The following is a 19614-nucleotide window of genomic DNA, read 5'->3' on the forward strand; positions in this document are numbered from 1 at the left end:
TGTGCGTCAGGCGGCCGCGGCGGATCAGCGCTCCTCGACCGGGACGAAGTCGCGCTCGACGACGCCCGTGTAGATCTGGCGCGGGCGGCCGATGCGGGAGCCCGGCTCCTTGATCATCTCGTGCCACTGGGCGATCCAGCCCGGCAGCCGGCCGAGGGCGAACAGGACCGTGAACATCTCGGTCGGGAAGCCCATGGCCCGGTAGATCAGGCCGGTGTAGAAGTCGACGTTCGGGTAGAGGCTGCGCGAGACGAAGTAGTCGTCGGAGAGCGCGTGCTCCTCCAGCTTCAGCGCGATGTCCAGCAGCTCGTCGGACTTGCCGAGCGCGGACAGCACGTCGTGCGCGGCGGCCTTGATGATCTTGGCGCGCGGGTCGAAGTTCTTGTAGACCCGGTGGCCGAAGCCCATCAGACGGACGCCGTCCTCCTTGTTCTTCACCTTGCGGATGAAGGAGTCGACGTCACCGCCGGAGTCGCGGATGCCCTCCAGCATCTCCAGCACCGACTGGTTGGCACCGCCGTGCAGCGGGCCCCACAGGGCGTTGATGCCGGCGGAGATCGAGGCGAACATGTTCGCCTGCGAGGAGCCGACCAGGCGGACCGTGGAGGTCGAGCAGTTCTGCTCGTGGTCGGCGTGCAGGATCAGCAGCTTGTCGAGCGCGGCGACCACGATCGGGTCCAGCTCGTATTCCTGCGCCGGGACCGAGAAGGTCATGCGGAGGAAGTTCTCCACGTAACCGAGGTCGTTGCGCGGGTAGACGAACGGGTGGCCGACGGACTTCTTGTACGCGTACGCGGCGATCGTCGGCAGCTTGGCGAGCAGGCGGATGGTGGAGAGGTTGCGCTGCTGCTCGTCGAACGGGTTGTGGCTGTCCTGGTAGAAGGTGGACAGCGCCGAGACCACCGACGACAGCATGGCCATCGGGTGGGCGTCGCGGGGAAAGCCCTTGTAGAAGTTCTTGACGTCCTCGTGCAGCAGGGTGTGCCGCGTGATCTCGTCCTTGAAGCCGGTGAGCTCGTCGACGGTCGGCAGCTCGCCGTTGATCAGCAGGTAGGCGACCTCCAGGAAGGTGGAGCGTTCGGCCAGCTGCTCGATCGGGTAACCGCGGTAGCGGAGGATGCCCGCCTCGCCGTCCAGATAGGTGATGGCGGATTTGTATGCGGCGGTGTTGCCGTAACCGCTGTCCAGGGTCACGAGACCGGTCTGGGTCCGGAGCTTTCCGATGTCGAAGCCCTTGTCCCCGACGGTGCTGTCGATCACCGGGTAGGTGTACTCGCTGCCGTCGTACCGCAGTACTACAGAGTTGTCGCTCACGTCTTCCCTCACCGACGTAGTGCCTCATCTTCGAGGTGCCCTGACTGTCTCTACCATCCCCCATTTGGCTCAGGAGAGTGCACTCGGGGTCGACCATTGGGCTTATCTGCGGCACTCAGTGCCGCCAACCTGTCATCCTGCCCGGTTGATTCGCCAACCGGAAGTGCTCTGTGACCTTTGCGACTCATTTGATCGATCATTTTCGCCAGGGACGGGTCCGTGGCCGCGCGCCGGCTGGGTCCGGGTCGGGCCTGGGGCCTGGGGCCTGGGTCAGCGCTCCATGGGGCGGGGCGCGAGCCGGAAGTCCAGCGCCGTGCAGCGGCGTCCCGCCGAGACCGTGCGGACCGCCTGGCCGATCGCCTTGCGGGAGCCGACGAGGACGACCAGCCGCTTGGCCCGGGTGACCGCCGTGTAGAGCAGGTTGCGTTGGAGCATCATCCAGGCGCCCGTGGTCACCGGGATGACCACCGCCGGGTATTCGCTCCCCTGCGAACGGTGGATGGTCACCGCGTAGGCGTGTGCCAGTTCGTCCAGTTCGTCGAACTCGTACGGCACCTCCTCGTCCTCGTCCGTCAGCACCGTGAGGCGCTGGTCGACCGGGTCGAGCGAGGTGACCACGCCCACGGTGCCGTTGAAGACACCGTTCTTCCCTTTCTCGTAATTGTTACGAATTTGGGTGACCTTGTCGCCGACGCGGAACACCCTGCCGCCGAACCGCTTCTCCGACACGTCGGGACGGCCCGGAGTGATGGCCTGCTGAAGGAGCCCGTTGAGGGTGCCGGCGCCGGCGGGCCCGCGGTGCATCGGGGCGAGCACCTGGACGTCCCGTCGGGGGTCGAGCCCGAACCTGGCCGGGATACGACGGGCCGCGATGTCCACGGTGAGCCTGCCCGCGGCCTCCGTGTCGTCCTCGACGAAGAGGAAGAAGTCCTTCATGCCGTCGGTGACCGGGTGCTGCCCGGCGTTGATCCGGTGGGCGTTGGTGACCACGCCGGACTGCTGGGCCTGCCGGAAGACACGGGTGAGACGCACGGCGGGGACGGGGCTGCCGTCGGCGAGCAGGTCCCGCAGCACCTCGCCGGCGCCGACGCTGGGGAGCTGGTCGACGTCGCCGACGAAGAGGAGGTGGGCGCCGGGCGGTACCGCCTTGACGAGCTTGTTGGCGAGGAGGAGGTCCAGCATCGAGGCCTCGTCGACGACCACCAGGTCGGCGTCGAGAGGGCGGTCCTTGTCGTAGGCGGCGTCACCGCCGGGCTTGAGTTCGAGCAGCCGGTGGACGGTGGAGGCCTCGGCGCCGGTCAGCTCCGCGAGCCGTTTGGCGGCCCGGCCCGTGGGCGCGGCGAGGACGACCTTGGCCTTCTTGGCGCGGGCCAGCTCCACGATCGAGCGCACCGTGAAGGACTTGCCGCAGCCGGGGCCGCCGGTGAGGACGGCGACCTTCTTCGTCAGCGCCAGCCTGACGGCGGCCTCCTGCTCGGGGGCCAGGTCGGCGCCGGTACGGTCCTTCAGCCACGTCAGCGCCTTGTCCCAGGCGACGTCGTGGAAGCCGGGCATGCGGTCCTGGTCGGTGCGCAGCAGGCGCAGCAGCTGGGCGGAGAGGGAGAGCTCGGCGCGGTGGAAGGGGACGAGGTAGACGGCGGTGACGGGCTCGCCGCCGTCGGGTCCGGGCACGGTCTCCCGTACGACTCCGGGGTCCTCGCCGTCCTCGGGGGGCGCGGCGAGCTCGGCGAGGCACTCGATGACGAGGCCCGTGTCGACCTGGAGGAGCTTGACGGCGTCGGCGATGAGCCGCTCCTCGGGCAGGAAACAGTGCCCTTGGTCCGTGGACTGCGACAGGGCGTACTGCAGGCCCGCCTTGACGCGCTCGGGGCTGTCGTGCGGGATGCCGACGGACTGGGCGATCTTGTCGGCGGTGAGGAAGCCGATGCCCCAGACGTCGGCCGCGAGGCGGTACGGCTGGTTCCGCACGACGGAGATGGAGGCGTCGCCGTACTTCTTGTAGATGCGCACGGCGATGGAGGTGGACACCTCGACGGTCTGGAGGAAGAGCATGACCTCCTTGATCGCCTTCTGCTCCTCCCAGGCGTCGGCGATCTTCTTGGTCCGCTTGGGGCCGAGACCGGGGACCTCGATCAGCCGCTTGGGCTCCTCCTCGATGATCTTCAGGGTGTCCAGGCCGAAGTGCTGGGTGATGCGGTCGGCGAAGACCGGTCCGATGCCCTTGACCAGCCCGGAGCCGAGGTAGCGGCGGATGCCCTGGACGGTGGCCGGGAGGACGGTCGTGTAGTTCTCGACGGTGAACTGCTTGCCGTACTGCGGGTGGGAGCCCCATCTCCCCTCCATCCGCAGCGACTCCCCCACCTGCGCGCCGAGCAGCGCGCCGACGACGGTGAGCAGGTCGCCGCCGCCTCGGCCGGCGTCGACGCGGGCGACCGTGTAACCGTTCTCCTCGTTGGCGTACGTGATCCGCTCGAGGACGCCTTCGAGGACGGCGAGTCGGCGTTCGCCGGGGGCCGGTGCGGGCTGGGTGGGCATGATCCGACGGTACCGGTGGGGGGTGACAGTGGGGGCAGGCCCTGTCTTCTGCGGACCTGGACTTCCGGCATGGCTGGCGAAGATCTTTTTAGTGACCTTCTTCCAGACGCAGGCCTAACGGAACCGCGCCGCGTCGAAGTTCGCCGCAGCATCTGCTGCCGCGCGTTGTCACCCTGCTCCTGATCACCCGAACTGAACGCCGACTCCATACCCGACTGACCATCCGGAATCGCCGACAGCGACCCGTTCAGCTCCGCCGTGATCTCATCCGCCCGCGCCTTGAACTGGTCGAACATCGCCCGACCCGTACCGTTGAACTTCCCCTCCAACGGCTGCGCCGCCTGCACCAACTGCCGGATCAACGTGCCGAGATCATCACTCGGATCCCGCGAATCACGCATCAGCGTCGACAGCGTCTCGCACCCATGTCGAACTTCATGCCGAACTCGCCTCCCCCTGTTGCTTGTTGGCGCCACTGCGCGTTTCAGCACGCCCACCATGTTCACCAACACCGATCGCACCTGCAACCGCGTTCCGCCACAACCCGGCTATACGGCCGACCCCTGGGACCCTTTTGCGTTCCCGAATCGGACACTCGACCGGAAGGTCACAATCCGGTCTCGACCTCCCCTCCACCCCTTGCCATCCCCCCGTGTAATCGATTCCAATCCCTCTACGCACACCGATGTAATCGATTCCACGACTGCATGACATTCCACGAGGAGGTGGACCGGCGATGGCAAGCATCAAGGACGTCGCCGCCGAGGCGGGCGTTTCCGTCGCCACGGTCTCGCGTGTTCTGAACGGCCATCCGTCGGTCAGCGCGGACGCACGCACGCGCGTGCTGGCCGCCGTGGAGGCGCTGGGCTACCGCCCGAACGCCGTCGCCCGTTCCCTGCGCACCGATCAGACCCACACCCTCGGCCTGGTCATCAGCGACGTGCTGAACCCGTACTTCACCGAGCTGGCCCGCTCCGTCGAGGAAGAGGCCCGTGCGCTCGGCTACAGCGTGATCATCGGCAACGCCGACGAGCGGCCCGAACTCCAGGACCACCACGTACGCAACCTGCTGGACCGCCGTATCGACGGCCTCCTCGTCTCCCCCACCGACGGCGGCTCGCCGCTGATGCTGGACGCCGCGCGCGCGGGGACGCCGATGGTGTTCGTGGACCGGTGGATCCCGGGCATGGACGTGCCCGTGGTACGGGCGGACGGACAGGCGGCCGTACGGGATCTTGTCGCCCATCTCCACGGCCTCGGGCACCGGCGGCTCGCGATCATCGCGGGGCCGGCGGCCACCACGACCGGACGGGAACGCGTGGAGGCCTTCAGGGAGGCGCTCGGCGCGTACGGCCTCGACCTTCCCGACGTCTACACGGGTCAGGGCGACTTCCAGGCCGACAGCGGGCGCCGGGTCACCGAGGGCTTCCTCGATCTGCCCGAGCCGCCCGAGGTCGTCTTCGCGGCCGACAACCTGATGGCTCTCGGCGCGCTGGACGCCGTACGCGCGCGTGGGCTGCGGGTGCCCGACGACATCGCGCTCGCGGCCTTCGACGACATCCCGTGGTTCGTGCACACCGATCCGCCGATCACCGCCGTCGCCCAGCCGACCGGCGAGCTGGGGCGCGCCGCCGTGCGCGCGCTGGTCGCCCGGATCGAGGGGCTGCCCGGCGAGTCCGTCACCCTTCCCGCCCGTCTCGTCGTACGTCGCTCGTGCGGCGAGCCCCTTTCAGCCGTACCGCCCCTGTCCCCCGTACGAAGGAGTACGTCGTGAGCGACCCGGAAGAGTTGCTGCGCATCGAGGGCATCCGCAAGACCTTCCCCGGCGTGGTCGCGCTCGACGGCGTGGACTTCGATCTGCGCCGGGGGGAGGTGCATGTGCTGCTCGGCGAGAACGGAGCCGGCAAGAGCACGCTCATCAAGATGCTCTCCGGCGCCTACACGCCCGACGCCGGGCGGATCCTGGTGGGCGGTGAGGAGGTGCGCATCAACGGTGCGCAGGACTCCGAACGGCTCGGGATCGCCACCATCTACCAGGAGTTCAACCTCGTCCCCGACCTGTCCGTCGCCGAGAACATCTTCCTCGGGCGGCAGCCGCGGCGGTTCGGGATGATCGACCGGAAGCGGATGGAGGCCGACGCCGAAGCGCTGCTCGCGCGCGTCGGAGTGCGGGTGTCGCCCCGCGCGCGCGTGCGTGAACTCGGCATCGCCCGGCTGCAGATGGTCGAGATCGCCAAGGCGCTCAGTCTCGACGCGCGGGTGCTCATCATGGACGAGCCGACCGCCGTGCTCACCACCGAGGAAGTGGAGAGGCTGTTCGCCATCGTGCGGCAGCTGCGCGCGGACGGGGTCGGCGTCGTGTTCATCACGCATCACCTGGAGGAGATCGCCGCCCTCGGGGACCGCGTGACCGTCATCCGCGACGGCAAAAGCGTCGGGCAGGTGCCCGCCTCCACCGCTGAGGAGGAGCTCGTCCGGCTGATGGTGGGCCGGTCGATCGAGCAGCAGTACCCGCGGGAACGGGCCGATGCCGGGTCCGCGCTGCTGACCGTCGAGGGCCTCACGCGCGACGGGGTCTTCCACGACGTGAGCTTCGAGGTGCGGGCCGGTGAGGTCGTCGGCCTCGCGGGGCTCGTCGGGGCGGGCCGTACGGAGGTCGTACGGGCCGTGTTCGGGGCCGATCCGTACGACAAGGGGTCCGTGAAGGTCGACGGCGCGGCCGTGCGCGGCCATGACGTCAATGCCGCCATGGCCGCCGGGATCGGGCTCGTGCCCGAGGACCGCAAGGGGCAGGGACTCGTGCTCGACGCGTCCGTCGAGGAGAACCTGGGGCTCGTGACCCTGCGGTCCGCCACCCGCGGCGGGCTGGTCGACCTCGCGGGGCAGCGTGCGGCCGCCGCGCGGATCGCGGGGCAGCTCGGGGTGCGGATGGCCGGGCTCGGTCAGCATGTGCGGACCCTGTCCGGCGGCAATCAGCAGAAGGTCGTCATCGGCAAGTGGCTGCTCGCCGACACCAGGGTGCTGATCCTCGACGAGCCGACGCGTGGCATCGACGTCGGCGCCAAGGTCGAGATCTACCAGCTCATCAACGAACTGACGGCCGCCGGCGCCGCCGTCCTGATGATCTCCAGCGATCTGCCCGAGGTGCTCGGTATGAGCGACCGGGTGCTGGTGATGGCGCAGGGCCGGATCGCGGGCGAACTGCCCGCCGCCCAGGCGACCCAGGACGCCGTGATGGCGCTCGCCGTCAGCAATCCCTCTACGGAAACGGAGGCCTCCCGTGGCCACTGACACGCTCAAGAGCTCCGCGGGCGCGGGTGGCGCCTCCGGCCCCGGCGGACTGCGCCGGCTGCTGCTCGACAACGGGGCGCTCACCGCGCTCATCGTCCTCGTCATCGCGCTGTCGGCGCTGTCCGGGGACTTCCTGACCGCCGACAACCTGCTCAACATCGGCGTCCAGGCCGCCGTCACCGCGATCCTCGCCTTCGGCGTCACGTTCGTGATCGTCTCGGCGGGCATCGACCTGTCGGTGGGTTCGGTGGCGGCGCTGTCGGCCACCGTGCTGGCGTGGAGCGCCACCAGTGAGGGTGTGCCGGTCGTGCTGGCGGTGCTGCTCGCCGTGGCCACCGGCATCGCCTGCGGTCTCGTCAACGGCTTCCTCATCTCGTACGGCAAACTGCCGCCGTTCATCGCGACGCTCGCCATGCTGTCGGTGGCGCGCGGTCTGTCGCTGGTCATCTCGCAGGGTTCGCCCATCGCGTTCCCGGACTCGATCTCGCACCTCGGTGACACGCTCGGCGGCTGGCTGCCGGTGCCCGTACTGGTGATGATCGTCATGGGTCTGATCACGGCGTTCGTGCTCGCCCGGACGTACCTCGGGCGGTCGATGTACGCGATCGGCGGCAACGAGGAGGCGGCCCGGCTGTCGGGGCTGCGGGTGAAGAAGCAGAAGCTCGCCATCTACGCGCTGTCCGGCCTGTTCGCGGCCGCGGCGGGCATCGTGCTCGCCTCCCGGCTGTCCTCCGCGCAGCCGCAGGCCGCGCAGGGCTACGAGCTGGACGCCATCGCGGCCGTCGTCATCGGTGGCGCCTCGCTCGCGGGCGGTACCGGCAAGGCGTCCGGCACGCTGATCGGCGCGCTGATCCTCGCGGTGCTGCGCAACGGCCTCAACCTGCTGTCCGTGTCGGCCTTCTGGCAGCAGGTCGTCATCGGTGTGGTGATCGCGCTGGCCGTGCTGCTCGACACCGTGCGGCGCAAGGCGGGCTCGACGCCGGTCGGTGCCGGTGGTGGCGGCGACAAGCGCAAGCAGGCGATCACCTATCTGCTGGCCGCGGTGATCGCGGTGGCGGTGGTCGCGGCGACCTCGCTGCTGCACACCGGGTCTTCCGGAACGCAGAAGAAGGTCGGGCTGTCGCTGTCCACGCTCAACAACCCCTTCTTCGTGCAGATCCGGGCGGGCGCCGAGGCCGAGGCGAAGAGACTCGGGGTCGACCTCACCGTCACCGACGCGCAGAACGACGCCTCGCAACAGGCCAACCAGTTGCAGAACTTCACCAGCGAGGGTGTGTCCTCGATCGTCGTCAACCCGGTGGACTCGGACGCGGCCGGCCCGTCGGTGCGGGCCGCCAACAAGGCCGACATCCCCGTCGTCGCCGTCGACCGGGGCGTCAACAAGGCGAAGACGGCGGCCCTCGTGGCGTCCGACAACGTCGAGGGCGGTCAGCTGGGCGCCAAGGCACTCGCCGAGAAGCTCGGCGGCAACGGCACGATCGTGATCCTCCAGGGCCAGGCCGGCACCTCCGCGAGCCGAGAACGCGGTGCGGGCTTCGCCGAGGGGCTGAAGGACTACCCGGGCATCAAGGTGGTCGCCAAGCAGCCGGCCGACTTCGACCGCACCAAGGGCCTCGACGTGATGACGAACCTCCTCCAGGCGCACCCCGACATCGACGGCGTCTTCGCGGAGAACGACGAGATGGCGCTCGGCGCGATCAAGGCGCTGGGTTCGAAGGCCGGCAAGTCGGTCCAGGTCGTCGGTTTCGACGGCACGCCGGACGGGCTGAAGGCGGTCGAGAACGGGACACTGTTCGCCTCGGTGGCCCAGCAGCCGAAGGAACTCGGCCGGATCGCCGTGGACAACGCCCTGCGGGCGGCCGAGGGCGAGAAGGTGAGTGCGACGGTGAAGGTGCCGGTGAAGGTGGTCACGAAGGAGAACGTGGCCGGCTTCGGCGGCTGACGGCCGACCGCCGGGGTCCAGATACGGCTAGCAGGGAGACGTTTCATGTACGACTACGACCTCCTGGTCATCGGGTCGGCCAACGCCGATCTGGTGATCGGGGTCGAGCGGCGGCCGGGCGCCGGGGAGACGGTGCTGGGGTCCGACCTGGCGGTCCATCCGGGCGGCAAGGGCGCCAACCAGGCCGTCGCCGCCGCCCGGCTGGGCGCCCGAACGGCCTTGCTGGCCCGGGTCGGTGACGACGCGTACGGCCGGCTGCTGCTCGACTCGCAGAAGGCCGCCGGGGTGGACACGGTGGGCGTGCTGGTCGGCGGTGCGCCGACCGGCGTCGCGCTGATCACCGTGGACCCGTCCGGCGACAACAGCATCGTGGTGTCGCCGGGCGCGAACGGGAGGCTCACGCCGGACGACGTGCGGGCGTCGGGGAGCCTCTTCCAGGCCTCCCGGGTCGTCTCGACGCAGTTGGAGATCCCGCTGGAGACGGTCGTGGAGGCGGTGCGGAGCCTGGCGCCCGGCAGCCGGTTCGTGCTGAACCCGTCGCCGCCGCGGCCCCTGCCGACGGAGGTGCTGGCGGCGTGCGACCCGCTGATCGTGAACGAGCACGAGGCGAAGGTGATCCTCGGGGACGCGCCGGCCGGGGACGACCCCGCCGACTGGGCGCGGGTCCTGCTGGCGCGCGGGCCGCGTTCGGTGGTCGTGACGCTGGGCGCGGACGGCGCGCTGGTGGCGTCCGCGGAGGGGGTGGCGCGGGTGCCCTCGGTGCGGGTGGACGCCGTCGACACCACCGGCGCGGGCGACGCCTTCACCGCGGCGCTGGCCTGGCGGCTGGGCCAGGGCGACGCGCTCGCGCAGGCGGCGGCGTACGCGGCGCGGGTCGGGGCCGCGGCGGTGACGAAGGCGGGGGCGCAGGAGTCGTACCCGACGCCGGACGAGGTCGCCGCGCTGTGAAGAAGGCCGGGATTCTCAACCGTCACCTCTCGGGGGCGCTGGCCGAGCTGGGGCACGGCGACGGGGTGCTGGTGTGCGACGCCGGGATGCCCGTCCCGCACGGGCCGCGCGTCGTCGACCTGGCCTTCCGGGCCGGAGTGCCGTCGTTCGCCGAGGTGCTGGACGGGCTGCTGGCCGAGCTGGTCGTGGAAGGCGCGACCGCGGCGACGGAGATACGGCGGGCCAATCCGGCGGCGGCGGCGCTGCTGGACGGGCGCTTCCCGCAGCTCCGTCTCGTACCGCACGAACGGCTCAAGGAGCTGTCGGCCGGCGCGCGGTTGGTCGTGCGCACCGGGGAGGCGTCGCCGTACGCGAATGTGCTGCTGCGCTGCGGGGTGTTCTTCTAGCGGACCCGGACCCGGACCCGGACGCGATGGAGGGGGCCGGTCGACGGACCGGCCCCCTCGGCTCTCCCCTCCCGTCAGAACCCCCCGTGATCCCCCCGGATCCCCCCTGTGGAAGCCCTGACTCCCAGTACGACCCGTCGGGGCCGGAAAGGGTTGCACCGGTCGGCAAGAAATTCCGTGCGACGGGAGCCGCCCCGGTGGCGCGCGTCCGCGAGTTGTTGCTGTCTGGACTGCAGACGTGCGGACAGCGAGCGGGGCGGGAAGCGAGGCGGAACCATGGGGCATCGGCACCAGCGGCTCGGGACACCACGGGCCGCCGGGATCGCCGGGGTGGTGTTCGCGCTGCTGATGGCGGCGGCGATCGTCCTGATGCGCGTCGCGCTGCCCGGCGGGGTCGACGGGACGGAAGTCGCCGTCGACGCCGCGCAGCGCGGCGCCGTGCGGACGGCGCTGGAGCTCCTCCCGTTCGCCGGGATCGCCTTCCTGTGGTTCATGGGAGCCCTGCGTCAACAGGCCGGTGAGGGGGAGGACCGGTTCGTGTCCACCGTGTTCCTGGGCAGCGGTCTGGTCTTCGTCGCCACCCTGTTCGCCGGTGCCGCGGCGGCGGGGACCGTGCTCGGCGAGGGGCAGCAGGATTCGCCGTTCGGCCGTCACTTCGCCCATGCCCTGCTGACGACGTACGGGCTGCGGATGGCGGCGGTGTTCGTCTTCGCCACCTCGGCCATCGGTCACCGCATCGGCGCGTTCCCCGGGCCCCTCGTCGTCCTCGGGTACCTCACGGGCCTGACGCTGCTCGTGGTGGGGGCGGATGTGCCCTGGTCGGAGCTGGTCTTCCCGGCGTGGGCGCTGGTCGTCGGCCTGAGCATCCTGCGGGGCCGGCGTCCGGCCGAACCACGCGCCGACGGCGTACGCCGAGCCGGGCCGGTGCGGCACTGAGCCTGGCCGACGGCGTGCGCCGAGCCGGACCAGTGCGGCACTCAGCCCGGCCGACGACGTGCGCCGAGCCGGACCAGTGCGGCACTCAGCCCGGCCGACGACGTGCGCCGAGCCGGACCAGTGCGGCACTCAGCCCGGCCGACGACGTGCGCCGAGCCGGACCAGTGCGGCACTCAGCCCGGCCGACGACGTGCGCCGAGCCGGACCAGTGCGGCACTCAGCCCGGCCGACGACGTGCGCCGAGCCGGACCAGTGCGGCACTCAGCCCGGCCGACGACGTGCGCCGAGCCGGACCGGTGCCGGGGGCGGCTGAGCGGGCCGGCGTTCACTCCAACGGGCTTTCCTCGTCGCCGCCTCCCCTCGGGTCTCGCAGGATGGCCGCAGGGGGCCGGTCATCGGAGAGGACTCTTCCCGTGGTGAGGCTTGTCGTCGACCTGAACCGTTGTCAGGGATACGCACAGTGTGCGTTCCTCGCGCCGGACGTCTTCGCCATGCACGGCGAGGAGGCGCTGCTGTATCGGCCGGAGGCCGACGAGGCGCAGCGCGGGAGACTGGCTCAGGCCGCCGCCGCCTGCCCCGTCCAGGCCATCGTCGTCGACGCGGTGGACGCACCGGCCGAGGCGGCGTCCGGTGAACGGTGACGGAGCGCTGGACCGGCTCAGACGCGAGGGCCGCATCGTCGTCGTCGGCGCCTCGCTGGCCGGGCTGCGGGCCGCGGAGACCCTGCGCGAGAAGGGCTTCACCGGTTCGCTGACGATGATCGGCGACGAGCCCCACGAGCCGTACGACCGGCCGCCGCTGTCCAAGCAGGTGCTGCTGGGGGCGGCCACCGCCGACGGCACCGCGCTGCCCAGGCGCCGCGCCCTCGACGCGACGTGGCGGCTCGGCGTGCGGGCCACCGGCCTGGACATGGCCGCGCGACGGGTGCGGCTGGCCGACGGCGACGAGGTGCCGTACGACCGGCTGCTGATCGCCACCGGTGTGCGGGCACGACCGTGGCCGCGCGAGGAGGAGGCCGGGCTCGACGGCGTCTTCGTGCTGCGGACCCTGGACGACGCCGCCGCGCTGGGGCGGCGGCTGGCCGAGGGCCCCCGGCGGGTCTTCGTCATCGGCGCCGGGTTCACCGGCTCGGAGATCGCCTCGGCGTGCCGTGAGCGCGGCCTCGCCGTCACCGTCGCCGAGCGCGGCGCGGCGCCCCTGGTCGGCGCGCTCGGCGGGGTGGTCGGCGCGGTCGCCGCCGAACTCCAGCGCGAGCACGGCGTGGACCTGCGGTGCGGGGTCATGGTGACCGCCCTGGAGGGCGATGCCTCGGGACGGGTGCGGGCCGCGCACCTGTCCGACGGCTCCACCGTCGAGACCGACGTGGTGGTCGTCTCGCTGGGCGCCACCCGCAACACCGAGTGGCTCGCCGGGTCCGGGCTCGGTGCCGGCCCCCGCGGCATCGCGTGCGACGCCGGCTGCCGGGCCTTCGACATCCGCGGGATCGTGACGGACGACATCTACGTGGCGGGCGATGTCGCCCGCTCGCCGCACCCCTTGTTCGGCTACCAGTTCCTGTCGCTGGAGCACTGGGGCAACGCCGTCTGCCAGGCAGAGATCGCGGCGCACAACATGCTCAGCGAGAGCGCCGACCGGCTCCCCCACATGTGGGTGCCGGCCTTCTGGTCGGCGCAGTTCGGTGTGAACATCAAGTCGGTCGGGGTGCCGTCGATGGGCACCGAGATCCTGGTCTCGCAGGGCTCGCTCATGGATCGCCGGTTCGTCGGGGTCTACGGCTACCAGGGGCGCGTCATCGGCGCGGTCGCCTTCGACCACGCCCGGTGGCTGCCGTTCTACCAGGAGCTGATCGAGACGACCGCGCCGTTCCCACCGGCGTTCCCCATGGTCGGCCGGAGCCCGGGCGGGCAGCGGCCGGTGGACGCGGACTTCCCCGACCCGTCGGTGCCCACCCACGGCCCGACGGTGACCCTCAGCGGATACTCGCCGGCCGACCGCCGGATGACGTTCACCCCCGCGCACTGACCCGCACGGCCCCGAGGACCACACGATGACGCAATCGCCGCTGCATCAGATCCTGGACCACGCCAACCGCCCCGACCCGTACCCGATCTACGCCGAGCTGCGCAAGACGCCGGTCCACCACGAGGCCGACGGACCGTACGTCATCAGCACCTACCACGAGATCCGCAGCCTCCTGCACGACCCCCGCCTCAGCTCCGACGTCCGCCATCTCGCCTCGGCCGCCCACGATCCGCTGGCGGAGTCCGGCCAGGAGGAGCAGACCGTCCTGCCGCCGAGCTTCCTGCGGCTCGACCCGCCCGAGCACGACCGACTGCGGCGCATGGCGAACCGGCCCTTCGGCCCGCCGCACTCCCCGCACACGGTCGACGGGATGCGCCAGGAGCTGCACGACATCGTCTCCGGCCTCATCGACGGCATCGGCGACACCGGGCGGATCGACCTGGTGGACCAGTTCTCGTACCCGTTCCCGGTGACCGTGATCTGCCGGCTTCTCGGGGTGCCGCGCGAGGACGAGGCCCGCTTCCACGGCTGGGCGGACACCATCGCGGCGAGCCTGGACCCCGATCCGGACGCGGATCCCGCCGAGCGGGGCAAGGGGGCGCACGACGCCCGTATGCAGCTGGGCATGTACCTGGCCGGACTGATCGAGGAGCGCCGCAAGCAGCCCCGGGACGACATGCTGTCCGCGCTGGCGACGGCCGAGGGCCCGGACGGCGCGATGACCACGATGGAACTGCTCAGCACCGCGGCGCTGCTGCTGATCGCGGGGCACGAGACCACCGTCAACCTCGTCACCAACGGCATGCTGACGCTGCTGCGCAACCCGGACGTCCTGCGGCGGCTGCGGGCGGAGCCCCGGCTCGCCGTGCCCGTGGTGGAGGAGTTGCTGCGCTTCGAGCCGCCGGTGCAGCTGCTGCCGCAGCGCACCCCCCTCACCGGCATCCGGATCCACGGCGTCACCATCCCCAAGGGCGCCTCGGTGTGGCTGGTCCTGGCGTCCGGCAACCGTGACCCGAAGCGGTTCCAGAACCCGGACCGCTTCGACCCCGACCGCCGCGACGTCCAGCACCTGGGGTTCGGCAGCGGCATCCACAGCTGCTTCGGCGCGCCGCTCGCCCGCCTGGAGGCCCAGCTCGCCCTGTCGGAACTGGCGCGCAGGCTGGAGAACCCGCGCCTGCTGGAGGATCCGCCCCCGTACCGGCAGAACGCCGTGCTGCGCGGGCCACGGCATCTGCCCATCGCCTGCGACGGGATCCGTCCGTAGCCGTCCGGGACGGGTCGCTGCCGCGGCGCTCAGCGGCGCAGGGCCGTCTCGCGGTGCATGCGGGACAGCTTCTCGGGGTTGCGGACGGCGTACAGCCCGGTGATGAGGCCGTCGTCGACGCGTACCGCCACGACGGTGTCGAGCTCGTCGTCGAGCCGGAAGACCAGTGCCGGGTGGCCGTTGACCTGGGCGGGCCGCAGCGAGGTCGTGCCGGTCACCCTGCCCAGCCCGGCGGCCAGGAGGCGGGCCACCTTGTCGGCCCCGACGACGGGCCGCAGGACGGCCTGCCTGATGCCGCCGCCGTCCCCCAGGAGGACGACGTCCGGGGCCAGGATGTCGAGCAGGGTCTGCAGATCGCCCGTCTCGACCGCCCGCTGGAACGCCTCGAGCGCCTCCCGGGTCTCGGTCGGGGACGCGGTCCCGCGCGGCCGGCGCGCCGCGACGTGGGCGCGTGCCCGGTGCGCGATCTGGCGGACCGCGACCGGGTTCTTGTCCACGGCCGCGGCGATCTCGTCGTACCCGAGGTCGAACACCTCGCGCAGCACGAACACCGCCCGCTCGGTGGGCGTGAGCGTCTCCAGCACCAGCAGCATCGCCATCGAGACGCTGTCGGCCAGCTCGACGTCCTCGGCCACGTCCGGGGCGGTCAGCAGGGGCTCCGGCAGCCAGGAACCGACGTAGGACTCCTTGCGCCGGCCGAGCGTGCGCAGGCGGCTCAGCGACTGGCGCGTGGTGATCCGGACCAGGTACGCCCGCCGGTCCCGGACCGTGCCGAGATCGACCGCAGCCCACCGCATCCAGGTCTCCTGCAACACGTCCTCCGCGTCGGCGGCCGAGCCGAGCATCTCGTAGGCGACGGTGAACAGCAGGTTCCGGTGGGCGACGAACGCCTCCGTCGCGGGGTCCGTGCGTTCACCGGCCTGCCCGGCCGCGTCCTTCGTGCCCTCGTTGCCCGCGCTCCTCATCAGCTGCTCCCGCCTCTTCGCCGTCGAAGGTGCCACGCCCACAGGACGCCGGTCCTCACCGCGCTGTGACATCCGTGAGCGGTGGCACACGTCACAGCGCCGCCCCGTCACAGGGTCCGGGCCGCCGGCATCTCGTGGTCGTCCGGTACGAGACCACGAGTGAGGACGACGTCATGGACGCCCGATTCAACCTGTACGAGAACGAGGTCGCCGCCAGGTTCGCCAAGCGGTTCGCCAACGCCGGCCTGGTGATCCACCAGTCGTCGCTGCCGCGGTCCACGCAGGAACTGGTGTCGCTGCGCGCCAGCCAGATCAACGGCTGCGGCCTGTGCGTCGACATGCACACCAAGGAGGCCGCGGCCGCCGGGGAGAGCGACGTCCGGCTCCACCTGGTCGCCGCCTGGCGCGAGTCGACCGTGTTCACCGAGGCGGAGCAGGCCGCGCTGGCGCTCGCCGAAGAGGGCACCCGCCTCGCCGACACCGGAGCCGGCGTGTCCGACGAGACCTGGGCAAGGGTGCGCAAGCACTACGACGACGACCAGATCGGCGCGCTGGTCTCACTGGTCGCCCTGATCAACGCGGCCAACCGGCTCAACGTGATCGTGCGCCAACGCGGCGGCTCCTACCGGGCCGGGATGTTCGCCGCCGCGCTCGACTGACCGGCCGACGGACAGGGCCCGGCGCCGGGACCACCCGGGCCGGGTCCGCGCACGGCGCCCGGGCTCGGGGTCCGTCGTTCAGGCGATCACGTGCCGCACGAACCTGCGTGCCGTCTCGGCCAGCACCTCCCGCCCGTCCCGCGCCCACAGGCCCTCGTTGAACAGTTCCACCTCGATCGGCCCGGTGTACCCGGCCGCCTCGACGTACCCCTTCCACTCCCGCATGTCGATCGAGCCGTCACCGATCTGGCCGCGGCCGTCGAGGACGCCCTCCGGCAACGGCGTCGTCCAGTCGGCGAGTTGGAAGATGTGGATGCGGCCGGCGGCGCCCGCCCGGGCGATCTGCGGCGGGGCCTGGTCGTCCCACCAGAGGTGGTACGTGTCCACCGTGACGCCGACCTGGTGCGCGGGGAAGCGTTCCGCGAGGTCGAGGGCCTGCGTCAGGGTGGAGACCACGCAGCGGTCGGCGGCGTACATCGGGTGGAGCGGCTCGATGGCGAGGCGTACGCCGTGCCGCTCCGCGTACGGGCCCAGCTCCGCGAGCGCGTCCGCGATGCGTTCCCGCGCGCCGCGCAGGTCCTTCGAGCCCGGCGGCAGGCCGCCGGAGACCAGGACGAGGGTGTCCGTGCCCAGCGTCGCCGCCTCGTCGATCGCGCGGCGGTTGTCGGCCAGGGCACCGGCCCGTTCCGCCGGGTCGATCGCCGTGAGGAAGCCGCCGCGGCACAGCGTCGTCACCGTCAGGCCCGCGTCCCGGACCAGCTTGGCCGTCGCCTCCAGGCCGTACGCCCGGACCGGCTCGCGCCACAGCCCCACGTGGCCGATGTCCAACTGGACGCACGCGTCGACCAGGTCGGGCATGCTCAGCTGCTTCACGGTCATCTGGTTGATGCTGAAGCGCTCCAGTGAGGTGGTCACTGCGTCACCCCGTACAGCGCGAGCAGCGTCTTCATCCGCTCCTCCGCCAGCTTCGGGTCGGGGAACAGGCCCAGAGCGTCGGCGAGTTCGTAGGCGCGGGCGAAGTGCGGCAGAGACCGGGCCGACTGGAGGCCGCCGACCATCGTGAAGTGCGTCTGGTGACCGGCCAGCCAGGCCAGGAGGACCACGCCCGTCTTGTAGAAGCGGGTCGGGGTCTCGAAGAGGTGGCGGGACAGTTCGACGGTGGGGTCGAGCAGGGCGCGGAAACCGTCCGCGTCCCCCGTGTCCAGGACCCGTACCGCCTCCGCCGCCAACGGCCCCAGCGGGTCGAAGACGCCGAGCAGGGCGTGGCTGAAGCCCTGGTCGTCGCCCGCGATCAGCTCGGGGTAGTGGAAGTCGTCCCCGGTGTAGCAGCGGACGCCCTTGGGGAGCCGGCGGCGCAGCTCGATCTCGCGCCGGGCGTCCAGCAGGGAGATCTTCACGCCGTCGACCTTGTCGGGGTGGGCGGCGATGACGTCCAGGAAGGTGTCGGTGGCCGCGTCGAGGTCCGCCGAGCCCCAGTAGCCCTCCAGCGCGGGATCGAACATCGGCCCGAGCCAGTGCAGGACGACCGGGTCGGAGGCCTGGCGGAGCAGGTGGCCGTAGACCTCCAGGTAGTCCTCGGGGCCGGTCGCGGCGGCCGCGAGCGCCCGGGAGGCCATGAGGATCGCCTCGGCGCCGGACTGCTCGACCAGCGCCAGCTGCTCCTCGTAGGCCGCGCGGACCTCCGCGAGGGTGCCGGAGGCGATCTGGTCCGTGCCCACGCCGCAGGCGATACGGCCCCCGGTCGCCCGCGCCTCGGCGGCGCTGCGCCGGATCAGCTCCGCCGCGCCCGCCCAGTCCAGGCCCATGCCCCGCTGGGCGGTGTCCATCGCCTCGGCGACGCCGAGCCCGTGCGACCACAGGTGGCGGCGGAAGGCGAGGGTCGCGTCCCAGTCGATCGCGGCGGGCGCGTCGGGGGTGACGTCGGCGAACGGGTCGGCGACGACGTGCGCCGCGGAGAAGACCGTACGGCAGGAGAAGCCCGCGCCGGGGGTGACGGTCAGGGGTTCCGCGCGGGGCTCGTAGGTCCGCAGGGTGCCGTGCGCGTCGGGGAGCCGGATGGTCACAGCGCGATCTCCGGGACGTCGACACGGCGGCCCTCGGCGGAGGACTTGAGGCCCAGTTCGGCGAGCTGGACACCGCGGGCGCCGGCGAGCAGGTCCCAGTGGTAGGGGGCGTCGGCGTGGACGTGCCGCAGGAACAGTTCCCACTGGGCCTTGAAGCCGTTGTCGAACTCGGCGTTGTCCGGCACCTCCTGCCACTGGTCGCGGAAGGCGTAGGTGGCCGGGACGTCCGGGTTCCACACCGGCTTGGGGGTGGCGCTGCGGTGCTGGACGCGGCAGGTGCGCAGGCCCGCGACCGCCGAGCCCTCCGTGCCGTCCACCTGGAACTCGACCAGCTCGTCGCGGTTGACGCGCACGGCCCAGGAGGAGTTGATCTGCGCGACGGCGCCGCCGTCGAGTTCGAAGATGCCGTACGCGGCGTCGTCGGCGGTGGCGTCGTAGGGCTTGCCGTTCTCGTCCCAGCGCCGCGGGATGTGGGTGGTGGCGACGGCCTGGACGGACTTCACCCGGCCGAACAGCTCGTGCAGGACGTACTCCCAGTGCGGGAACATGTCGACCACGATGCCGCCGCCGTCCTCGGCGCGGTAGTTCCACGACGGGCGCTGGGCGGGCTGCCAGTCGCCCTCGAAGACCCAGTAGCCGAACTCGCCGCGCACGGACAGCACGCGGCCGAAGAAGCCACCGTCGATGAGCCGCTTCAGCTTCAGCAGGCCGGGCAGGAACAGCTTGTCCTGGACGACGCCGTGCTTGATGCCGGCGTCCCGCGCGAGGCGGGCCAGTTCCAGGGCGGCTTCGAGTCCCGTGGCCGTGGGCTTCTCGGTGTAGACGTGCTTGCCGGCCGCGATGGCCTTCCTGACGGCCTCCTCGCGGGCGGAGGTGACCTGGGCGTCGAAGTAGATGTCGACGGCCGGGTCGGCGAGGACCGCGTCGACGTCGGTGGAGACGTGCTCCAGGCCGTGCCGCTCGGCGAGCGCCCGCAGGGCGTGCTCACGGCGGCCGACGAGGACGGGCTCGGGCCACAGCACGGTGCCGTCGCCGAGGTCGAGGCCGCCCTGTTCCCGGAGGGCCAGGATGGAGCGGACGAGGTGCTGGCGGTAGCCCATGCGCCCGGTCACGCCGTTCATGGCGATACGCACCGTCTTGCGGTTCACGTGGGTCCTCTCGCGGTGGCTGGTGGACGAGCATTGCAGCAAGCGCTTTCTACAGTGAGAAGCTAGCCTCTGAGCAGGGGTACGGACAAGGGCGTGACCGTCTCGAGTTGTTCGAGGGGGCGAACAACCGGGGTGGGTGGC

The 19614-nt window shown here is 71.5% G+C and carries 16 protein-coding genes and 1 pseudogene; 10 read left to right on the forward strand and 7 right to left on the reverse strand.

What is annotated here, in order from left to right:
* Positions 1 to 24: 24 nt before the first annotated feature.
* The 3 genes and pseudogenes from IPT68_RS13330 to IPT68_RS34015 form a co-directional block, all read right to left on the reverse strand.
* Complete coding sequence (locus tag IPT68_RS13330; protein ID WP_189701961.1) at positions 25 to 1314, reverse strand: citrate synthase; 1290 nt, start codon at positions 1312 to 1314, stop codon at positions 25 to 27.
* 270 nt (positions 1315 to 1584) lie between these two features.
* The gene (gene recD2 / locus IPT68_RS13335; RefSeq protein ID WP_189701960.1) at positions 1585 to 3849 is read right to left on the reverse strand and encodes an SF1B family DNA helicase RecD2; all 2265 of its coding nucleotides are present in this window, start codon (positions 3847 to 3849) and stop codon (positions 1585 to 1587) included.
* A 114-nt stretch (positions 3850 to 3963) separates the two neighbouring features.
* Positions 3964 to 4288 (reverse strand): annotated as a pseudogene (locus tag IPT68_RS34015) (hypothetical protein).
* A 297-nt stretch (positions 4289 to 4585) separates the two neighbouring features.
* Between IPT68_RS34015 and IPT68_RS13340 the strand changes: the two are divergent.
* The 9 genes from IPT68_RS13340 (at position 4586) to IPT68_RS13380 (ending at position 14638) form a co-directional block, all read left to right on the forward strand.
* A complete protein-coding gene (locus tag IPT68_RS13340) occupies positions 4586 to 5623 on the forward strand; it encodes a LacI family DNA-binding transcriptional regulator (RefSeq protein WP_189701959.1) in 1038 nt (345 codons plus the stop codon).
* On the forward strand, positions 5620 to 7140 hold the full coding sequence (locus tag IPT68_RS13345; protein ID WP_189701958.1) for a sugar ABC transporter ATP-binding protein: 1521 nt from the start codon (positions 5620 to 5622) through the stop codon (positions 7138 to 7140). Before IPT68_RS13340 ends, IPT68_RS13345 begins: the two co-directional genes overlap by 4 nt.
* On the forward strand, positions 7130 to 9082 hold the full coding sequence (locus IPT68_RS13350; RefSeq protein ID WP_189701957.1) for an ABC transporter permease/substrate-binding protein: 1953 nt from the start codon (positions 7130 to 7132) through the stop codon (positions 9080 to 9082). The genes IPT68_RS13345 and IPT68_RS13350 overlap by 11 nt, the downstream gene beginning before the upstream one ends.
* Before the next feature lie 45 nt (positions 9083 to 9127).
* The gene (locus IPT68_RS13355) at positions 9128 to 10030 is read left to right on the forward strand and encodes a ribokinase (protein WP_189701956.1); all 903 of its coding nucleotides are present in this window, start codon (positions 9128 to 9130) and stop codon (positions 10028 to 10030) included.
* Positions 10027 to 10416, forward strand: a complete 390-nt coding sequence (gene rbsD, locus IPT68_RS13360) for a D-ribose pyranase (RefSeq protein WP_189701955.1) — start codon at positions 10027 to 10029, stop codon at positions 10414 to 10416. The genes IPT68_RS13355 and rbsD overlap by 4 nt, the downstream gene beginning before the upstream one ends.
* A gap of 276 nt (positions 10417 to 10692) precedes the next feature.
* Positions 10693 to 11352 (forward strand): hypothetical protein, encoded by a 660-nt coding sequence (locus tag IPT68_RS13365; protein ID WP_189701954.1) that lies wholly within the window; start codon positions 10693 to 10695, stop codon positions 11350 to 11352.
* Positions 11353 to 11768: 416 nt separating this feature from the next.
* Positions 11769 to 11993 carry a ferredoxin gene (locus tag IPT68_RS13370; RefSeq protein WP_189699195.1) on the forward strand — a complete coding sequence of 75 codons (225 nt, stop codon included), beginning with the start codon at positions 11769 to 11771 and terminating at the stop codon, positions 11991 to 11993.
* Entirely contained in the window at positions 11983 to 13374 is a 1392-nt protein-coding gene (locus IPT68_RS13375; RefSeq protein ID WP_189698990.1) for an NAD(P)/FAD-dependent oxidoreductase, read from the forward strand. Before IPT68_RS13370 ends, IPT68_RS13375 begins: the two co-directional genes overlap by 11 nt.
* Positions 13375 to 13399: 25 nt before the next feature.
* Positions 13400 to 14638, forward strand: coding sequence for a cytochrome P450 (locus tag IPT68_RS13380; protein WP_189698991.1), 1239 nt, complete (start codon positions 13400 to 13402; stop codon positions 14636 to 14638).
* A gap of 29 nt (positions 14639 to 14667) precedes the next feature.
* Here the strand turns inward: IPT68_RS13380 and IPT68_RS13385 are convergent, their stop codons facing one another.
* Positions 14668 to 15603 carry an RNA polymerase sigma-70 factor gene (locus IPT68_RS13385; protein WP_189699196.1) on the reverse strand — a complete coding sequence of 312 codons (936 nt, stop codon included), beginning with the start codon at positions 15601 to 15603 and terminating at the stop codon, positions 14668 to 14670.
* A 173-nt stretch (positions 15604 to 15776) separates the two neighbouring features.
* Here IPT68_RS13385 and IPT68_RS13390 point away from each other — a divergent pair, with 173 nt between their 5' ends.
* Entirely contained in the window at positions 15777 to 16262 is a 486-nt protein-coding gene (locus IPT68_RS13390; protein ID WP_189698992.1) for a carboxymuconolactone decarboxylase family protein, read from the forward strand.
* 78 nt (positions 16263 to 16340) lie between these two features.
* On the opposite strand, the gene IPT68_RS13395 is transcribed toward IPT68_RS13390, so the two are convergent.
* The 3 genes from IPT68_RS13395 to IPT68_RS13405 are packed head-to-tail and all read right to left on the reverse strand — an operon-like array spanning position 16341 to position 19473.
* On the reverse strand, positions 16341 to 17141 hold the full coding sequence (locus IPT68_RS13395) for a sugar phosphate isomerase/epimerase family protein (RefSeq protein ID WP_189699197.1): 801 nt from the start codon (positions 17139 to 17141) through the stop codon (positions 16341 to 16343).
* A 32-nt stretch (positions 17142 to 17173) separates the two neighbouring features.
* Positions 17174 to 18325, reverse strand: a complete 1152-nt coding sequence (locus IPT68_RS13400) for a dihydrodipicolinate synthase family protein (protein ID WP_189698993.1) — start codon at positions 18323 to 18325, stop codon at positions 17174 to 17176.
* The gene (locus IPT68_RS13405) at positions 18322 to 19473 is read right to left on the reverse strand and encodes a Gfo/Idh/MocA family protein (RefSeq protein WP_189698994.1); all 1152 of its coding nucleotides are present in this window, start codon (positions 19471 to 19473) and stop codon (positions 18322 to 18324) included. The genes IPT68_RS13400 and IPT68_RS13405 overlap by 4 nt, the downstream gene beginning before the upstream one ends.
* Between the last annotated feature and the right edge of the window lie 141 nt (positions 19474 to 19614).

Origin of the sequence: Streptomyces chromofuscus (assembly GCF_015160875.1) — a bacterium.
GTDB lineage: Bacteria > Actinomycetota > Actinomycetes > Streptomycetales > Streptomycetaceae > Streptomyces > Streptomyces chromofuscus.